This window comes from Aliidiomarina soli (assembly GCF_003986975.1).
Lineage (GTDB): Bacteria > Pseudomonadota > Gammaproteobacteria > Enterobacterales > Alteromonadaceae > Aliidiomarina > Aliidiomarina soli.
Genome location: NZ_PIPO01000001.1, coordinates 226,286 through 244,296, shown reverse-complemented (window position 1 = coordinate 244,296; position 18,011 = coordinate 226,286). Strand labels below are relative to the sequence as shown.

Here is an 18,011-nt window from a genome sequence, read left to right as displayed (position 1 = left end):
ACACTGAGTGAGTAGTAATCAGTACAACGGCTACCCGGGACAAGGGGAAATCAACACCCTGCTGGAGTTTATTAATCGACTCGGCAACGCATCCCGCGGCATCAGCGGCGACATTGATAAACACCTGGCGAAAATTAAAAGCCTGACCGACACCAACACGCTTAGCATCGACGCCCTGAAGCCGCATTTTGATGCGGTTATGCAAGCATTGCAGCGTGAACAGGCCCGGATCGAGCGCACCATGCGTGAGGTCCACCTGGGTTCTATCAGCGCACTGCGACACCTGCTTGATTATGAAAAGCTAGCGCCAGGCAGCAAAGAACAAACCGCAGATGTCTTGCAACGCCTGCAAGCGCCGTTACACAGCTACAGTGAACTGCTGCCGTTAATGCTCAATGTTATCGAGCGTTTTCAGGCTGAGTTGAGCAACAGCGTCCGCCCATTCGGCGAGAAACCAAACGCTGCCGACTATCAGGCCTTGCAAGGTGAGCTGACTAATTTACTCGCCACCATCGACTTCCGCAGTACTGCCAGCAACACCCTGCAAAGCCTGCGCCAACGATTACTGCAGATGCTCGATGGCGAACAACTGTTAAATGCCTGCATGGACGCCTTGCGTCTGATTATTCAGGGTATTAACGAAGAACGACAGTCGGCACAACAGTTTTTACTCTCACTTAGCGACGCTCTGTCGTCAGTTAATAAAGCACTGGCCCGGGCCGTCCAGACCCATGACGACAACAGTGAAGAACAGGCTCAGCTGAGCCTGCAACTGCAAGCCAGAGTACAAAACCTGGCGTCTTCAGTGAATAACGCTTCCAGCCTGCAAGAGTTAAAACATCAGGTGCAGGGGCATGTAAACGACATCAGCGAGTTGCTGGTTAATAAGCTGGCCATGGAGCAAAGTGAGCGTCAGTCATTGCGTAATCAGCTCAGTACCATGCAGGCACGGCTGGAAGACGTTGAAAGCGAAGCACAAATGTACAAGCGCAAGCTCAGCGAGCAAAAATTCAAAAGCCTGCAGGACAGTTTAACCCGGTTACCGAACCGAGCCGCATTTGAAGAACGCTTAGAGCTTGAGTATCAGCGCTGGCAAAGTTATGCTGCTCCGTTGGCCATTGCCATTGCTGACATTGATCATTTCAAGGTTATCAATGACACTTACGGCCATACCGCAGGCGATAAAACCCTGCAAGTGATCGCCAACATGCTTAAAAAATCGTTGCGCGATACAGATTTTGTCTGTCGTTACGGTGGTGAAGAGTTTGTCATTGTCTTCCCGCAAACGACAACCGAGGTTGCTTTTGAGCTGCTGGAAAAAGCCCGGCACCGAATTAAAAGTATCCCGTTTAAATTTAAGAACACCAGTATCTCGATCACTATATCGGCTGGGGTCTCAAGCTTTGTCGCGCAGGACACCCCCGCGCGCGTTTTCGAACGAGCAGACCGCGCCCTTTATCTGGCCAAAAATGAGGGCCGAGATCGGGTTAGTCAACAATAGCCGCAGGAGAAACACGGCACGATGAGAATTTCGTTATCCCCACAAGGCAGTATGTCCTTGCTTTCGCAACTGGAAATTGAGCGCTTACAACAGTCTTCAAACAGTCCTTTATATACCCTTTTCCGCAACTGCGTATTAGCCGTACTCAATGTCGGCAGCCTGACTGACAATAGCGCGGATATCTTTGAACAGTACAAAGACTTCGAAGTCATCGTTTTACGCCGTGAACGGGGCGTAAAGCTTGAGCTAATCAACCCGCCGCCAAAAGCCTTTGTCGATGGTGAGCTGATTGTCGGTATTCGCGAGCATGTTGAAGCCGTATTACGTGACATTTTGTATGTCGGTGAACGCTATCCGGCCGAAGTCCTTGAAGCGATGAACCCACAGCATCTGACGCATGTCATTTTCGATGTACTCCGCAACGCACAAACCCTGAAGCAAATTGCAGCTCCTGATATGGTGGTCTGCTGGGGTGGTCATTCGATCAACGACACTGAGTACAAGTACAGCAAAGAAGTCGGTTACCAGCTCGGACTGCGCGGTTTCAACATCTGCACCGGCTGCGGCCCGGGGGCGATGAAAGGGCCCATGAAAGGCGCCACTATTGGGCATGCAAAGCAACGCAACAGCGAAGGCCGCTACTTCGGTCTGACCGAACCAGGCATTATTGCAGCTGAACCACCGAACCCGATTGTCAATGAACTGGTTATCATGCCAGACATTGAGAAGCGTCTGGAAGCCTTCGTCCGCTGTGCACATAGCATTATTATCTTCCCGGGTGGTGCTGGGACCGCCGAAGAACTGCTCTACCTGCTCGGCATTATGATGCACCCCAAAAATGCCGAACAGCAACTGCCGATAGTGCTTACCGGCCCGGAGAGCAGCCGCCAGTATTTTGAAGATATGGATCGTTTCATTCGGATGACCCTCGGCAAAGAAGCCACCGACTGGTATGAAATTATTATCAATGATCCAGAGCACGTTGCACAGCACTTACAGACTGGTATGACTGCGGTTAAACGCTATCGCCGGGAAAGTGGCGACGCCTACAACTTTAACTGGACCCTGCACATCGAAGAGCCGTTCCAGCATCCGTTTGTGCCTACCCATGAAAACGTGGCAGCACTTAAATTGCACCGTGACGAGCCCAAAGAACAGCTGGCAGCAGATTTACGCCGGGCTTTTTCGGCGATTGTTGCAGGCAATGTCAAGGCACCCGGAGTCGCGGCTATCAAACAATATGGTCCGTACATTATTAATGGCGAGCGCGAGCTGATGGCCGAACTCGACACCCTGTTGCAGTCATTTGTTGAACAACACCGAATGAAACTGCCAGGTGGCACCGCCTATGAGCCGTGCTACCGGGTCGTGGTAAGCTGAGAAAGGTAAGCTAAGATGGGTAAAGCATTTAAGATTGTGCTGGCGGGCTTTACGATTTACTTAGTCATCGCTCTTGCTGTGTTGCAATTTTACACTGCCAACCCCGAAACCATGACCTGGCAGGAGCGTGAGGTGTTTAATCGTAAATACATCTCACGCCTTGAGCTTGGCGAAGGTAAAGACGGCGTGTTGCGGCTGTTAGGCCCGCCTGACATTAGTGAGGCCCATGAAACCGATGACGGAGATTTGCTGATTCTGTTTTACCGCACCCAGCATGTTCGTTCTGACGGTCAAACCACGCGGGATGAAACCACCCCGCTGCTATTCCGCAACGATGTTTTACTGGCCTGGGGAGAGTCGGCGTATACCCGCCACACAGGCTCTCCGTTGCGATAGTCGCCGCTGGATTATTAGCTGAAGGATATAGCGGATGAGTACGAGCTAACTATGCAAGATGACACCATGACCTCCCGGTTACCGCCGTCACTGCGCAATTTGACCGGTGTTGATTACGCTGTCGCTCTGTTTGAGCACTGCGCCTGTCTGGTGCCGCTGGCCAGTCCTTACAAACGTCAGCAAATACAGTGGCTAAAGCAGGGGCGCCAACAGCAACAGCTCAGTCACCTGGCTAAAGCCTGCCTGCTGATGGCGAAAAAAGCGGAACAGGGGTTTCATCCGGAGCAGGTCCTGGCCCGGCTTGCCCGCCATACTCAGTACCAGGTTGCCGCCGAATTTATCGCCCGTGCTTACCTCAACGATAAATACAGCGATGACTATACCGCAGCCTGCGAGGCCAGCGAGGATGAAGATGAGTTGCCGCCGCTACAACTTCCCTATTCTCTTACCGACGATGTAAAACCGATGCCAGCAAGCCTGGTTCGGGCGCTGATTAACTGGCCGCAAAAAGATGCATTATTTAAACAGGTCGTCGCCATGCTGGAGCAGCAAAGCGCGCTAAGTCAGCTGCTTTGCCGCTACGCCACTGCGTATACCCCTCAAGGCCATGTGCTCGGCCTAAAGCAGTCTTTACTGCTGACGGGCCCCCAGCGCAGTCGTGAATTAGTCTTATTAAGTCACTTCGAAAGCAGTCTTACTCGCCCCCAGTTTCCGTTGCGCAAGAGCCTGCTTACCCGTCGCCAGTTGATCACCCAAATGCTGTTCATGTTTGAAGAGCAGCAGCAGATTGAATTCCCCTGTCGGGTTGAACTGCTAAGCTGGCTGGTCGTGTATGATGCATGGCGCAATCCGGCCTGGACAGGTCACCGCCATTGGCGCCGTGACAGTGGTGCTAAACCCTGGCGTCTGCAACGCTGGCTACGCTCATCGCGAACCTATTCCCATCGGGTTGCAACGCGCTTATGCCAGTACTGGCAACTGCCATCCGCCCTGCCCGGACTGCTACTGACCGAAAAGCCGTCGAATTCATTGCAGGCAGCGCTGGCGCTCAGTATCGCCAGTGTTGAATGGCTCGAACTGCTAGCCGAACAGAGTTCACACCAGTCGTTAGTCAGAGAGTTGCAACCGGCACTGGCGCTGTTGAATGAGTTCGACCACCATGACTACCATCGGCTTGTTCACCAGGCAGCCTGGGCCTGTGGTTACCATTGTCCGACAGGCGATTTATAAAGATTCTGCGCCCTGCACCATGCGACCTTAGTCGAAGCAATCTGGTCAAATCAGTGCAAAATATGGTATAAATAGCGCCGTTGGTTCAACTTCTATCAATTTCCCCATGCGTCCTTTTGGGTGCCTGGCAGTAGTATATTTGACAAGGAACTCCCATGAGCAGAAAGATTACCGTAATTCCCGGCGATGGCATTGGTCCGGATATCATTGAATCAGCCACTCAGATCCTCGACAAAGTCGGTTGTGACTTCGAGTACGAGTATGCGGATGCGGGTTTAATCGCTCTGGAAAAACATGGAGAGCTGCTGCCTGAAAGTACCCTGGCAGCCATCGAGAATAACGGCATCACCCTGAAAGGTCCGTTAACAACACCAGTCGGTGGCGGTTTTACCTCCATTAACGTCACCCTACGTAAGCACTTTGGTCTGTATGCTAACTTACGCCCGGTGAACTCGTTCAAAGGCACTCAGGCACGTTACGACAACGTCGATATCATCACTATTCGTGAAAACACCGAAGGGATGTACTCAGGGCTTGGCCAAACAACCAAAGAAGATGGCAGTGAAGCCGAAGCTATGAGTCGGGTAACCCGCTTAGGTTGTGAACGCATTGTCCGTTATGCCTACGAGCTGGCGCGCCGTGAAGGCCGCAAGAAAGTTACCGCGGTGCACAAAGCAAACATTCTCAAGTCAACCTCTGGCCTGTTCCTCAGCGTAGCGCGTGAAATCGGTAAAGAATACGACGACATCGAATCCGACGAAATGATCGTCGATGCAACCTGCATGAAGCTGGTGATGGACCCGTCGCAGTTTGACGTGATCGTTACCACCAACCTGTTCGGCGACATCATTTCTGACCTTTGTGCTGGCCTGGTTGGCGGTTTGGGCATGGCTCCGGGCGCTAACATTGGTGAAAAATGCGCAATTTTTGAAGCCGTTCACGGTTCAGCACCCGACATCGCAGGTCAAAACCTGGCCAATCCAAGTTCAGTTATTCTGGCGTCCATTCAAATGCTTGAGCATCTGGGAATGCAGGACAAAGCTGAGAAAATCCGTAATGCCCTGCGCGATGTCATTGAAAGCGGTGACCGCACCACCCGTGATCTTGGCGGCAGCCACGGCACCACTGAGTTTACCCAGGCCATTCTTGAGCGTCTGTAACAACCCAGCCAGCGCATAAACAAAACGATAAGTTTAAAAAGGCATGCTTCGGCATGCCTTTTTTATTGTCTTAAATACTGGTGACTTCGATTAGGTACGGCGCAGGTAGACGGTGATTTCTTCACGGTCGTGGTAGAGGTGTTTTGCGCTAAGTTCATAATGACGCATGCCAGCTTCAGCGAAACGATCGCGAATCGCCTGCAGGTATTGCTGAACGGACGGGTAGCGCTTTTTCATCGGCAGTTTAAGGTTGAAGATTGCCTGGCGGCACTGTTCTTCAATAAACCAGTCTGCCATTAAGTGTGCCACCTTGACTGGTTTTTCCACCATATCGCAGACCAGCCACTCAACGTTGCGGCGCTTGGGGCGAAAGATAAAGCCATCTTCACGACGGTGCTTAACCTGACCCGTTTGCATCAGCCCATCGTCCATCGCGCCGTTATCAACCGCATCCACCATCATTCCGTGATAGACCAATACCGAGGTCCAGCCGCCTGGGCTCGCCCCCAGATCCACTGCTTTCATACCGGAGCTGACGCGGCTGTCAAAATCACTTGCCGGGATCATAACCTTAAAGGCTTCGGCTAACTTCGCCGCCGAGCGACTCGGTGCACCTTTCGGTGTGCGCACCCGTGCAATGCCCATCGGATATGGTGAGTGGTTGTAGGTATAGGCATAGCCAAGCATCGCCGAGTGGGTGCTGCGGAACAGTACGTGCAACACCGGGCGGCGGTCACTGTCGCGCTCAGTCAAGCGACCAGCGTCACGCAAGGCTTTACGCAGCGGCGTACTGATACTTTTACATAACGCAGAGAGCGCACGGCCTTCGTTGGTGTCTGCTGTTTCTACCTGCAGCTCGCCACATAACGGCAAGGTGTCTTCATCCAGTGCTTTCAACGTAGCCAGCATGCCGCCAATGCGATCCTGTATTTCCAGTTCATTGCATTCGGCAACACGAACAAATAGCTGGCGGGCAAAAATTAGACTCCGTACCGCTATTTTTTTCGCAATGTGATCAGCTTCTTCAGCCATGCAGTGATAGGTTACCAGGCCACTGTCGGCCTGTGCTTTGCAGAAGCCGTAAATACCCAGCTCGCCCGCTTTTTCCTGAATTTCTGCGGCGCATTCGCCTTCAAATCCGGCGCGACAATATAATACAACAGCGCTCATAATTACCCTGAATTTGTAGCGCTACCGGCAACACGCCAGGCAGCGACGGCCAGCAATAGCCAGCCAATAATAAAACTTAATCCACCCAGCGGCGTCACTGGCCCAAGCCAGCGCGGCCCGCCTAAGCTTAACCAATACAGACTGCCACTGAATAACAGAATACCAATCAACCAGCTCACACCGACTGCGGTGCCCCAGTTACCAAGAGCCTGCTGACTAAGCCAGACGCCAAGCACAAACAAAGCAATTGTATGCATGAACTGGTAGTGAACTGCGGTCTTGAATACCTCAAGCGACCGTTCAGACAGGCTGGCTTGTAAGCCATGCGCTGCGAATGCACCAAGTGCAACACTTAACGCGCCCAGTAAACCGGCCAAAACAATGAAAATCTGGCTCATGAATGCTCCTTAATAAAGCTTGCGACCCGCTCGGCCACCTGCTGCCAACTCTCGTTGGCACTAACCCCGGTGGATTTATTCGGGACCAGGTCATGGTTGCCGCCAGCTACCCATTCTACCATGAGTTGCGCTGCTAACGACTGGCTTTCGATCCAGCTTTGTTTACCAAAGGGGTCCTTGCTGCCGTGTACCACCAGGTTTTTCGCCGCGCCATTAATCAGTTCATGGGTACGGGTCTTATCCTGTTTACCTGGCGGATGAAACGGAAAGCCCAGGCCAACGCAGCCTTTTACATTGAAGCCCGCGCGGTGCAGTGGATCATAGGACTGAAAAGCGACCCGTGCGCCCATCGACTTTCCCATCAACCATAGTGGTTTGCCTTGCGCAGTGCCGTTCGCGGCTTTGCTAACAACGTCCTGCATTGCTTGTTGCAACACATCCTGCTTATTCGGTGGTCGTTTACGCCCTGTCTCGCGCACCTGAGTCCAGTAGGGAAATTCAAACCGCAGCACGGCCAGGCCCTGGTGCGCCAGCTTAGCTGCCATACTGTGCATGAACTCGCTCTGCGGACCAGCGCCGGCACCATGAGCGAAAACCAACACAATGGGATTGTCTTCCCCATCCCAGTGCATTTCACTACTTACCATGACTTTCCGCTTCTTCCTGCCCGACCACCTCCAGCAGCCAGTTGCGGAAGGTCGCAATTTTACCAATTTCAGCCTGTGACTCCCGGCATACCAGGTGGAAGGCATCGCTGGTAGGAAGCACTTCTTCAAACAGTTTTACCAGATGGCCACTGTCCAGCTCCGGCTTTGCCAGTACGCTGTTGGCCAGTGCAATGCCCTGACCATGAACTGCCGCTTTCAATGACAACGACGAATGGCTGAATACCGGACCACTGATCCGGCTTGGCACCTCAAGACCCACCATCGCGAACCAATCGACCCAGGCATTACGGGTTTCTTCGTGCAACAGTGTATGTTTTAGCAAGTCGTCAGCGGTTTTTATCGGCTTGGGGCCATCTAATAAGCGTGGCGAGCACACCGGAAGCAGGTATTCATCATGCAGTTTGTATGACTTAAGGCCCGGCCAGTGGCCACGGCCATAGTAAATAGCAATATCGACATTGTCGGTCAGCGACCCAGCAACTTCATCCACCGCTTTAATCCGCACATCAATATCCGGGAACTTGTCGTGAAACTCACTTAAGCGCGGCACCATCCACAAAATTGCGAAGCTGGGCGGCACACTGATAGTCAGAGAACCACGTTCACTGGACAACATCAGCTTATTGGTTGCCTGGGTAAGCTGCTCAAGGATGGACCGGATGTCCAGATAATAATTCTGCCCAGCCTCAGTCAGCAACAAGCTGCGGTTGCGGCGCAAAAAGAGCGGCATCGCAAGGTAATCTTCGAGGGCTTTTACCTGGTGGCTGACGGCCGCCTGAGTGACAAAAAGTTCTTCCGCGGCTTTGGTGAAACTTAAATGCCGGGCGGCTGCTTCAAACGACTTCAACGCATTAAGTGGCGGTAATTTACGCATACAATACTGCTTAGCCTGAGGCGTTATTTAACACAGTAAAGGCGCTGGTATACAGGTATTAACACAGAACCAGTGCCGACTCTTGATCAGGATACAGAAAGTAATCCAGTTAGCAAAGTTATGTTAATCCGAAAATGTCGATTGCCTGGATTAAAAAAGGCGGCCGAAGCCGCCTTTACCCGTTAATTACAGGCATTACTGGGGGATATTCACCACTAAAAATTTAAAGGCGAACACCACCATCAATTTCAATCACGCGACCCGAGAAAAAGTCGTTTTCAATGATATAACGCGCTGAATCCGCCACTTCACTGGGCTGTCCCCAACGTTTAAGCGGTACCATTGCCAACGCTCGTTCCACAGCCTCCGGCTTCATCGCCTGGGTCATCGGTGTTTCAATAAAGCCTGGCGCAATAGCACCACAACGAATACCAAAACGGCCCAGTTCACGAGCCCAGGTGACGGTCATGGCGACCACGCCTGCTTTAGTGGCAGAGTAGTTAGTCTGGCCAATATTACCGGCGCGAGCAACACTGGAGATATTGATGATCACCCCGCCCTGTTCGCGTTTAGCCATCACTGCAGCGGCTTCACGACCACACAAAAAGGTCCCGGTCAGGTTCACATCGATCACTGACTGCCATTGGCTCAATGGCATTTTATGAGTCACTTCACCATTTTTGTACTTAACCAGCATGCCATCGCGTAATACGCCGGCGTTATTAACCAATACATTGATACCACCAAAGTCCCTGTCTATCTGGGCAAAACCAGATTCGACCGCTTCTTCATCCGTCACGTTAATAATATAACTGCGAACGTCTTTGGCGCCCTGTTGCTGACATGATTGAACCGCCTCAGACAAGGCATCATCATTCATGTCGATCAGCGCCAGACGAGCGCCCTGGGCGGCGAAATGTTCCGCCATCGCCAGGCCTAATCCCTGGGCGCCCCCAGTGATAACAATCACACTGTTGTTAACTTGCATTATTAAATCCTTATTCTAGGCGTCGCGCTTTGGTTCAAAATGGTTAAAAATACTTGAGAAGTCTTTCTTACCAGAACCTTCGCTGCTGTGTTCGCTGTAAAGTGATTGCACAAGTTTGCCAAGTGCGGTGACCGCCCCTGACTGCTCTGCGGTATCCATTGCCAGTCCCAGATCTTTCTTCATCAGGTCAACCTGGAAGCCACCCTGATAATTGTTACTGGAAGGCACACCTTCTAATACGTGCGGGCACGGATTATACACTTCCAGCGTCCAGTTACGACCTGAGCTTTGCAGCATAATTTCCGATAATACTTTCGGGTCCAGTCCATTGGCTTTACCCAGCTGCAACGCTTCTGAGGTACCTGCCATGAGGATTGCAAGCAGCATGTTGTTGCAGATTTTAGCGACCTGGCCTGCACCATGTTCCCCAGCACGAAAGACGTTTTTGCCCATCTGGCCGAGAACCGCCCGTGCTTCTTCAATATCGGCCTCATCGCCGCCACAGATAAAGGTTAAGGTACCAGATTTCGCTCCCGCAGTACCGCCGGAAACGGGTGCATCGATAAAGCGTACACCCACTTTATTCAATTCAACTGCCAGCTCACGTGCAGTGGCTGCATCAATGGTACTGCTATCAATCACCAGCGCCGATTTCGGAATAGCACCTTTAATGCCCTGCTCTTCAAGGTAGAGACTACGCACATGCTTCGAGGCCGGTAGCATCGAAATCACAAACTCAACATCCGCTACTGCGTCTGCTGCCGACTTCGCCTGCTCAGCGCCCTCTGCCACAAGCGCTGCCACGGCATCGTCTGACAGGTCAAATACTTTGACCTTGTTACCTGCCTTAACCAGGTTTGCCGCCATTGGCCCACCCATGTTACCGAGACCAATAAATCCGATTGTTGCCATAATTCGTTACTCCTTTGCCAGGTCTTTAAGTGGATGCGCATTATCACCCCATGGTGACATAAACATTGCATCCACCGCCTCTGCCGGAACCTCTGCTACCGACGGGTAGCTCCACTTAGGCTGGTTGTCTTTATCTATTAATAATGCCCGAATACCTTCCGAAAAATCACCTTTCACCGCGCAATTAACCGATAGTGTCAGCTCAAGCTGAAAACATTCAGCCAGACTCAGCTTGGCGCCGTGTTGGAGCTGATTCCAAACTAAATGAGCGGTCATCGGACAGCCGTTACGCAATGAGCCCTGGGCGCGAGTTAACCACTTATCGTCGCTTTCAATGGCGAGAATATTGCTCACAACCTGGTCAATGCTATCGCCGTTCAGTGCCTGCCCGATGCTATCGAGCTGTCCTTTTACTGCGCCCCGCGGTAACAGATCCGTATGCTGTTGCTGCAGTTCACTCAGGGTATCAGTCAGTTTTTGCTTATTAAGACTCTCAGTGTCACCCCAGCTTATTTCCTGCAGGTTCTCCAGCAGTGCTTCTTTTTCAGCAAATGGCACAAAGTGGTCAGCCAGTTTCAAGAACAACGCGTCACTGGCATTCATCGACGCCCCGGTCAGGCCCATAAACAGACCCAGTTTGTCCGGCATCCGGTTGAGGAAATAGGTGCCACCAACATCCGGATACAAACCAATAGTGACTTCAGGCATCGCCATGCGCGTGCTTTCGGTGACGATCCGATGCGACGCACCGTTCATCAGTCCCATACCGCCGCCCATCACGATCCCGTGGCCCCATACAATAAAAGGCTTGGGGAAGGTCTGGATTAAATAATCAAGCTGATACTCGCGGGTAAAGAAGTCTTCGACCTCACTCACCACCTGACCTGGCCGATCCTGCATTGCCTGGTACATGGCGACAATGTCACCACCGGCGCAAAAGGCTTTTTCGCCCGCCCCTTCAAGCCAGACACAAGCGACACTGGGGTCGTCACGCCACTCCTTTAATTTAGGTTCAAGTAATTCCACCATAGGTAAACTCAGAGCGTTCAATGAACGCTCTGAGTTTAAGGTGGCAATTGCGATGGTTTTGCCATTCGCCGCCGGGCGAGTGGAAAAAGTTACTACATCCATGCGTGCCTCCTTAGACTGGCTTACACAAGTTCGCTGGCACCATCCGCTAACAAGCGGCGCGCGATAATGATGCGCATGATTTCATTGGTACCTTCGAGGATCTGATGCACCCGCACATCACGTACGTGACGTTCCAGCGGGTATTCACGGATATACCCGTAGCCACCATGGATTTGCAGTGCTTCATCACACACTTTAAAGCCAACATCGGTGGCAAAACGTTTCGCCATGGCACAGTAAGTCGTCTTGTCACTGTCGTTACTGTCTACTTTAAAGGCCGCCAGACGGACCATCTGACGCGCTGCAACCAGTTCCGTGGCCATGTCAGCCAGTTTGAACTGCAACGCCTGGAAAGCCGCCAACGGCTTGCCAAACTGACTCCGTTCGTGCATGTAATCACGGGCGGTATTTAGTGCCGCCTGAGCAGTACCAACCGAGCATACTGCAATGTTGATACGACCACCGTCCAAACCCATCATTGCGAACTTAAAGCCTTCACCTTCTTCGCCAAGCAGATTTTTGACCGGCACCCGCACGTTTTCAAAGGTAACCAAACGAGTTGGCTGCGCGTTCCAGCCCATTTTCTGTTCGGCTTTACCATAGTGAATGCCGTCGGCATCCGCTGGTACGACAATCGCTGAGATACCACTAGCACCCTCACCACCGGTACGCGCCATCACTACCAGCACATCGGTTTCACCGGCACCGGAGATAAACATTTTGGAGCCATTGAGAACGTACTCATCGCCGTCTTTCTTTGCACTGGTACGCAGGCTGGCCGCATCCGAGCCGGCACCAGGTTCCGTCAGGCAGTAAGAGCCCAGCTTTTGCCCCGCAACAAGATCATCAACCCACTCTTCAATAAGCTCTGGCTTAGCAAACGAGCCGATCATCCAGGTCACCATATTATGGATCGTCATCATTGCTGTGGTTGCGGTGCAGCCCATCGCCAGTTGCTCGAAAATCAGCGCACTGTCAAGACGGCTCATGCCGAACCCACCGGCACTTTCCGGGGTGTACATACCCATAAAGCCCATTTCACCGGCTTTACGAAACACGTCGATTGGGAAATGATGCTCTTCATCCCAGCGCGCCGCGTTCGGCGCCAGTTCTTTTTCAGCAAATGCGCGCGCTGTATCAACAAACGCCTGCTGGTCGTCAGTTAAATTATAATTCACGTCAACTCCTCGGCTTACTTAAGATCAATGGTCATGTTCGGGCCGCTGACAAGGTCAGTCTCGGGCCAGCGAGCAGTAATTGTCTTGGTTTCGCTGTAGAAACGTACCGCTTGTTTGCCATAGGCATGTAAGTCGCCGAAGAATGAATTCTTCCAGCCAGTAAACGAGAAAAATGGCAGTGGCACTGGAATTGGCACGTTAATACCAACCTGACCTACTTCGACTTCGTGCTGATATTTACGCGCTGCCGCGCCACTGGCGGTAAAGATTGAGGTGCCGTTGCCGTAAGGGTTCGCATTCACCAGGGCAATTGCTTCCTGCAAGCTGTCCGCTTCCATCCCACATAGAACCGGGCCGAAAATTTCCTGCTTATAGATTTCCATGTCAGCAGTTACTTTGCCGAAGAAGGTAGGGCCGACCCAGTTTCCGTCGGGGAAGCCTTCAACTGTGCATTCAGAGCCATCGACCAGACATTCTGCGCCTTCGTCTTTACCCTGCTGAATCATTTTAAGTACCCGCTCTTTGGCTTGCGGGCTAATGACCGGCCCATAAGCCGCATCTTTATCGTCCCAGGCACCCGGGCGAACTTTGGCCAGTGCTTCGGCAAGCTCAGGAATCCACTCTTTCGCTTTACCGACAAACACCGCACAGGAGATCGCCATGCAACGCTGACCAGCGGCACCAACTGAGGCACCAACCAGGTTATTAAGCACTTGCTGCTTGTTCGCATCCGGCATGATGACACAATGGTTTTTCGCCCCGGCAAACGCCTGAACACGCTTCATGTTCTCGGTACCACGACGGTAAATATACTGGCCAACCGGGACCGAACCGACAAACGACAGGGCCCGTATATCCGGGTGGTCGAGCAGCATGTCGACCTGGTCTTTGCCACCATGAATCATCTGCAACACACCTTTGGGCGCGCCCGCTTGTTCAAACAGCTCAACCAGACGGGTTGGTGTCAGCGGGTCCTGTTCAGATGGTTTCAAAATAAAGGTGTTACCGCAGGCAATAGAAAGCGGGAACATCCACAATGGGATCATCGCCGGGAAGTTAAATGGGGTAATACCTGCACAGACACCTAGCGGTTGGGTGTAGCTGTAGGTATCGATTCCACGCGCAACGTTCTCAACGGTTTCACCCATTAACAATGACGGCACATTTGCTGCGTGTTCGACCACTTCAATACCACGCCAGACGTCGCCTTTCGCATCATCAAAGGTTTTCCCGGTTTCGCTGGCCAGAATGGTCGCAATTTCGTCGTGGTGTTCTTTTAACAAGGCTTGATACCGCATCATGACACGGGCACGCTCAGAAACAGGGGTTTCTTTCCACTCTTCAAATACCGCCTTTGCATTGGCAATAGCCGCATTTACTTCGTCTTTCGTTGCACAAGGTACCTGCGCGATCACTTCCTGGGTCGCCGGGTTGGTTACCGGGATCATATTAGTACTGGCCGAATCTACGAATTCGCCGCCAATGTACAGTTGAACTTGCTTAGCCATAATCTACCTGCTCGTTGTCAATGGTATGTTATTTAGTGTGCCTTGCATTAAAGCAGAGGCGGTTACACTTTAGAATCGATAAAATTGCCTTTATAATGGACAAAATTGTCACCGCTGGTGTTTTATGAGTCAACCCTCTCGCTGGCCTTTGCCCGCAGGCAGTTCCCGGTTACTGCTGCCACAGACAACAATTGACCGTTTGCATGCGCATCCGTTCAGTCGCCAACTCTATCCAATCGCTTATGGACATTATTTGCATGCGGTCGGTCACCGTGTACGCCGTTCTGTGCACACCGACCACCTGCTTATATTCTGCCATCAAGGTAGCGGACGCTACCAGACTGAACACCAAAGCGGCACCCTGGAAGCCGGTCAGGTGCTGTTTTTAAAACGCGGGCAGGCTCATTCTTACCAGGCTGATCAGCATACCCCCTGGAGTATTTACTGGGCGCATTTTGCTGGTGAACAGGTGGAGCAATATATGGACTTTGTCGGCGTCAACCGCGATGACCAACCACCGGTCATCACGCTGTCCAACTGGCGTGCGCTGCTTCCGGACGTCACCCAGCTACTTAACCTACAGCACCAGCGACTGAATCTGGAACGGGCATTGCTGGCCGCTAAACTACTGCAGAAACTGATTGTTCAGTTACCTAGTTTACGGCGCCTGGAACAGCCACAAGGCGCAAATTTCACCATCACCACCTTAGAACGTTTTATGCACGACAACAGCCATCGTGCACTGGAATTAAAGGATTTTGCCAATTTCAGTGGCCTTTCCACCTTCCATTTCAGTAAAAAATTTCGCCAGCTGACCGGAACCAGTCCACTCCGTTACTTTAATCAGTTGAAAGTACGCGAAGCCCAGCGCATGCTGCTGGATAGTAATCACAGTATTCGCCAGATCGGACAGACACTCGGCTTTGACGACGCTTACTATTTCTCTCGTTTGTTTAAAAAAATGACCGGGGTGTCGCCATTGGCATACCGACGCCAGCATACCCATCAACCCGCAGACAGCGGAGAATAGCCATGGCCGCTAACCAACTGGAGCTTTTTCATCTACCCAACCCTTGCATCGGCGTCTGCGAGAGTAACAGTAAAGGCTACTGCAAAGGCTGTCTGCGTTCGCGCAGTGAACGTTTTAACTGGCATCAAAAGAGTGAGCAGGAACAGCGGCTAATTCTGAATAAACTAACCCAGCGCCGCGCCCGACTTCGGCAACAGATGCATAAAGCATCCCCGCAAGACGATCAGGGCCCCATTCAGCAAACCGATTTATTTGACAAGGATCTCTAACCACTATGCTCACCCTATCACTGGTAACTTTGCTTTGGGCATTTAGTTTCTCTCTTATCGGGGTTTATCTATCCGCCGATGTTGATGCTTATATTGCTGTTTTTATTCGAATGTTATTGGCATTCTTACTTTTACTGCCTTTTTTAAGAACCACGTACATTACTAAACGAAAAGCTATTTCACTGACATTTCTGGGCGCCATTCAAATTGGTATCATGTACATACTTTTGTACCATGCATTTAATTACATAAGCATCGCTGAGGTTCTTTTATTTACTGTTTTCACCCCCTTATACATCACCCTTATTGATGAAATTCTGATCAATAAAAAGTCTTTGCCATGGCAATGGTGGGGGGCTGCTCTGCTTGCCGTTTGCGGCGCTGCAATTATTCGCTACGAAAACATAAGTGAAGGATTTATTTATGGTTTTCTTTTAATTCAAGGGGCAAATATTTGTTTTGCACTGGGTCAGGTTGGCTACAAACGGCTACCTTTAGGTGACCATAAAGAGCAACGTCAGGTGTATGCCTTGTTCTTCCTTGGTGCTTTATTGGTCAGTGCTATTGCTGCCGTGCTATTTGCCGATTGGGAGCGATCGCCGCAAACTACCTTGCAATGGGGCGTGCTCTTCTGGCTCGGGCTGGTTGCGTCTGGCGTAGGCTATCTGGCATGGAGCATTGCCAGCAAACAGGTAAATACTGGTCAACTGGCCACCATGAACAACGTACTAATTCCGGCTGGTTTATTAATCAACTTTATTTTTTGGGGATCGGACATTAATTGGATTAAGCTTTTCCTCGGTGGTATTATTATCGGGCTAGGTGTCTTGCTGGCGGGTAGTAGAGTTAAGCTTATTAGTAAAGCATAAAGCCTTTAATTTACGGTAAATTTGCAAAATAAAGGGGTCACCGGTTTGGGTGACCCCTTTATTTTATATAAGTTCCTCGACAGAAAACCTCTCAAATATAAGTACGTAAAAAACAAGAAAAAACAGCAAGTAAAAATAATGCAAACAAATTTTTATTTCTAATTAACTGGTCTATGATTATTTCAGCACCGGGGTAGAACGATGCCTTTAAATATTTAGTTCGGAAATAAAGCATAAGGAAAAGACCAATGCGTACTTGTTTTGTAAAAACCACCGCCGTTTCAGCTGCTGTATTAATGGGGTTAATTAGTACCGCTGCTTTAAGTCAGTCTCAAAGCGACGAACATACCTACTTTGGTGTGCGTCTGGGACTCATGAATTCGGACAGTGACCGCTTCATTAATATTGATGATGTCGGCTTTGATTACGACGATGGCTTCAGCCACCTTGGTTACGGCCTGCAATTAGGTCATCGCTTCGGCAACGGCTGGGAAATTCGCTCCTACTATGATCGCCTCAACACTGATGTAGTGGGCGCTTCAGACGACAATGGCCACAGCTATGGTGTCGATGGTCTGTATAATTTCCGTAGCGGTATTTATCTGGGCCTTGGTGCCAACCACACCAGCTTTAACGATGCCAGTGACCGCTTCCTTCGCGGTACGCTTGGTTATTCATTGCCCATTGCTGAACGCTGGAACGCCCGGGTCGAATATGCCTATCAAACGGCCAGCGACTTTGATGACCAGTATCTTGGCCTGTCAATGAATTACGCTTTCGGTTTCCGCTCTGCTGAGCGCACCGAGCCTCGCCCGGCACAACCGGCACCAGCTCAGGAAACCAGTCGTGATTCAGACCGTGATGGTGTCCCTGATAATCGTGATCAGTGCCCTAACACCCCTCGTGGCCATGTAGTTGACGACGAAGGTTGTAGCGTGATGGTCGAGCAGAATATTCGCCACGAACTGATTGTTAACTTCGAGTTTGATTCCGCCGATGTACGTAGCCGCTTCTACGGCGATATCGAAGAATTAGGCGCATTAATGCGCGAACACGAAGATGTCAGCATTGAAATTGGTGGTCACGCTGATTTAATTGGTCCTGACGATTACAACCAGGACTTATCTGAGCGCCGTGCTGAGGCCGTAAAACAGGTCCTGGTGGAACGCTTTGATATCAGTGCAAACCGCATTTCAACCCGAGGTTACGGCAAACGTCGTCCGGTAGTAGATGAAATAAGCCTGGAAGCGAACCCACGCAACCGTCGCATTGAAGCGACCTTATCGACTACTGAAGAAGTACCGCTGACTGAAGAAATGCAACGTCGCGGTTACTAATCCCGCACGCTT

At 51.2% G+C, this 18,011-nt stretch carries 18 protein-coding genes; 9 read left to right on the top strand and 9 right to left on the bottom strand.

What is annotated here, in order from left to right; genetic code table 11:
* Positions 1-7: 7 nt before the first annotated feature.
* The 5 genes from CWE14_RS01210 (at position 8) to CWE14_RS01190 (ending at position 5,667) form a co-directional block, all read left to right on the top strand.
* Positions 8-1,501: a GGDEF domain-containing protein gene (locus CWE14_RS01210; RefSeq protein ID WP_126797707.1), complete on the top strand. Its 1,494-nt coding sequence runs from the start codon at positions 8-10 to the stop codon at positions 1,499-1,501.
* 21 nt (positions 1,502-1,522) lie between these two features.
* Complete coding sequence (gene ppnN / locus CWE14_RS01205; RefSeq protein WP_126797706.1) at positions 1,523-2,881, top strand: nucleotide 5'-monophosphate nucleosidase PpnN; 1,359 nt, start codon at positions 1,523-1,525, stop codon at positions 2,879-2,881.
* A gap of 15 nt (positions 2,882-2,896) precedes the next feature.
* On the top strand, positions 2,897-3,277 hold the full coding sequence (locus tag CWE14_RS01200) for a DUF3192 domain-containing protein (protein WP_126788257.1): 381 nt from the start codon (positions 2,897-2,899) through the stop codon (positions 3,275-3,277).
* Positions 3,278-3,328: 51 nt separating this feature from the next.
* A complete protein-coding gene (locus CWE14_RS01195; protein ID WP_126797705.1) occupies positions 3,329-4,507 on the top strand; it encodes a hypothetical protein in 1,179 nt (392 codons plus the stop codon).
* A 155-nt stretch (positions 4,508-4,662) separates the two neighbouring features.
* Positions 4,663-5,667 carry an isocitrate dehydrogenase gene (locus CWE14_RS01190; protein WP_126788259.1) on the top strand — a complete coding sequence of 335 codons (1,005 nt, stop codon included), beginning with the start codon at positions 4,663-4,665 and terminating at the stop codon, positions 5,665-5,667.
* Between the two features lie 90 nt (positions 5,668-5,757).
* Here CWE14_RS01190 and rlmM read toward each other — a convergent pair whose 3' ends face one another.
* The 9 genes from rlmM to CWE14_RS01145 all read right to left on the bottom strand — a co-directional run bounded on the left by rlmM (position 5,758) and on the right by CWE14_RS01145 (position 14,494).
* Entirely contained in the window at positions 5,758-6,837 is a 1,080-nt protein-coding gene (rlmM, locus tag CWE14_RS01185; RefSeq protein WP_126797704.1) for a 23S rRNA (cytidine(2498)-2'-O)-methyltransferase RlmM, read from the bottom strand.
* Between the two features lie 2 nt (positions 6,838-6,839).
* Positions 6,840-7,235 carry a DUF423 domain-containing protein gene (locus tag CWE14_RS01180; protein WP_126797703.1) on the bottom strand — a complete coding sequence of 132 codons (396 nt, stop codon included), beginning with the start codon at positions 7,233-7,235 and terminating at the stop codon, positions 6,840-6,842.
* A complete protein-coding gene (locus tag CWE14_RS01175) occupies positions 7,232-7,882 on the bottom strand; it encodes an alpha/beta family hydrolase (RefSeq protein ID WP_126797702.1) in 651 nt (216 codons plus the stop codon). The genes CWE14_RS01180 and CWE14_RS01175 overlap by 4 nt, the downstream gene beginning before the upstream one ends.
* The gene (locus CWE14_RS01170) at positions 7,872-8,777 is read right to left on the bottom strand and encodes a transcriptional regulator GcvA (RefSeq protein ID WP_126788263.1); all 906 of its coding nucleotides are present in this window, start codon (positions 8,775-8,777) and stop codon (positions 7,872-7,874) included. The genes CWE14_RS01175 and CWE14_RS01170 overlap by 11 nt, the downstream gene beginning before the upstream one ends.
* Before the next feature lie 223 nt (positions 8,778-9,000).
* On the bottom strand, positions 9,001-9,765 hold the full coding sequence (locus tag CWE14_RS01165; protein ID WP_126797701.1) for an SDR family oxidoreductase: 765 nt from the start codon (positions 9,763-9,765) through the stop codon (positions 9,001-9,003).
* 15 nt (positions 9,766-9,780) lie between these two features.
* A complete protein-coding gene (mmsB, locus tag CWE14_RS01160; protein WP_126797700.1) occupies positions 9,781-10,677 on the bottom strand; it encodes a 3-hydroxyisobutyrate dehydrogenase in 897 nt (298 codons plus the stop codon).
* Between the two features lie 6 nt (positions 10,678-10,683).
* Positions 10,684-11,808: an enoyl-CoA hydratase/isomerase family protein gene (locus CWE14_RS01155; RefSeq protein ID WP_126797699.1), complete on the bottom strand. Its 1,125-nt coding sequence runs from the start codon at positions 11,806-11,808 to the stop codon at positions 10,684-10,686.
* A gap of 20 nt (positions 11,809-11,828) precedes the next feature.
* Complete coding sequence (locus tag CWE14_RS01150) at positions 11,829-12,986, bottom strand: acyl-CoA dehydrogenase family protein (RefSeq protein WP_126797698.1); 1,158 nt, start codon at positions 12,984-12,986, stop codon at positions 11,829-11,831.
* Between the two features lie 14 nt (positions 12,987-13,000).
* Positions 13,001-14,494: a CoA-acylating methylmalonate-semialdehyde dehydrogenase gene (locus CWE14_RS01145; protein ID WP_126797697.1), complete on the bottom strand. Its 1,494-nt coding sequence runs from the start codon at positions 14,492-14,494 to the stop codon at positions 13,001-13,003.
* Between the two features lie 124 nt (positions 14,495-14,618).
* Here CWE14_RS01145 and CWE14_RS01140 point away from each other — a divergent pair, with 124 nt between their 5' ends.
* The 4 genes from CWE14_RS01140 to CWE14_RS01125 all read left to right on the top strand — a co-directional run bounded on the left by CWE14_RS01140 (position 14,619) and on the right by CWE14_RS01125 (position 17,999).
* A complete protein-coding gene (locus CWE14_RS01140) occupies positions 14,619-15,524 on the top strand; it encodes a helix-turn-helix transcriptional regulator (RefSeq protein ID WP_126797696.1) in 906 nt (301 codons plus the stop codon).
* Between the two features lie 2 nt (positions 15,525-15,526).
* Complete coding sequence (locus tag CWE14_RS01135) at positions 15,527-15,793, top strand: DUF1289 domain-containing protein (protein ID WP_126797695.1); 267 nt, start codon at positions 15,527-15,529, stop codon at positions 15,791-15,793.
* A gap of 5 nt (positions 15,794-15,798) precedes the next feature.
* A complete protein-coding gene (locus tag CWE14_RS01130; RefSeq protein ID WP_126797694.1) occupies positions 15,799-16,662 on the top strand; it encodes an EamA family transporter in 864 nt (287 codons plus the stop codon).
* 248 nt (positions 16,663-16,910) lie between these two features.
* The gene (locus CWE14_RS01125) at positions 16,911-17,999 is read left to right on the top strand and encodes an OmpA family protein (RefSeq protein WP_126797693.1); all 1,089 of its coding nucleotides are present in this window, start codon (positions 16,911-16,913) and stop codon (positions 17,997-17,999) included.
* Positions 18,000-18,011: the final 12 nt, after the last annotated feature.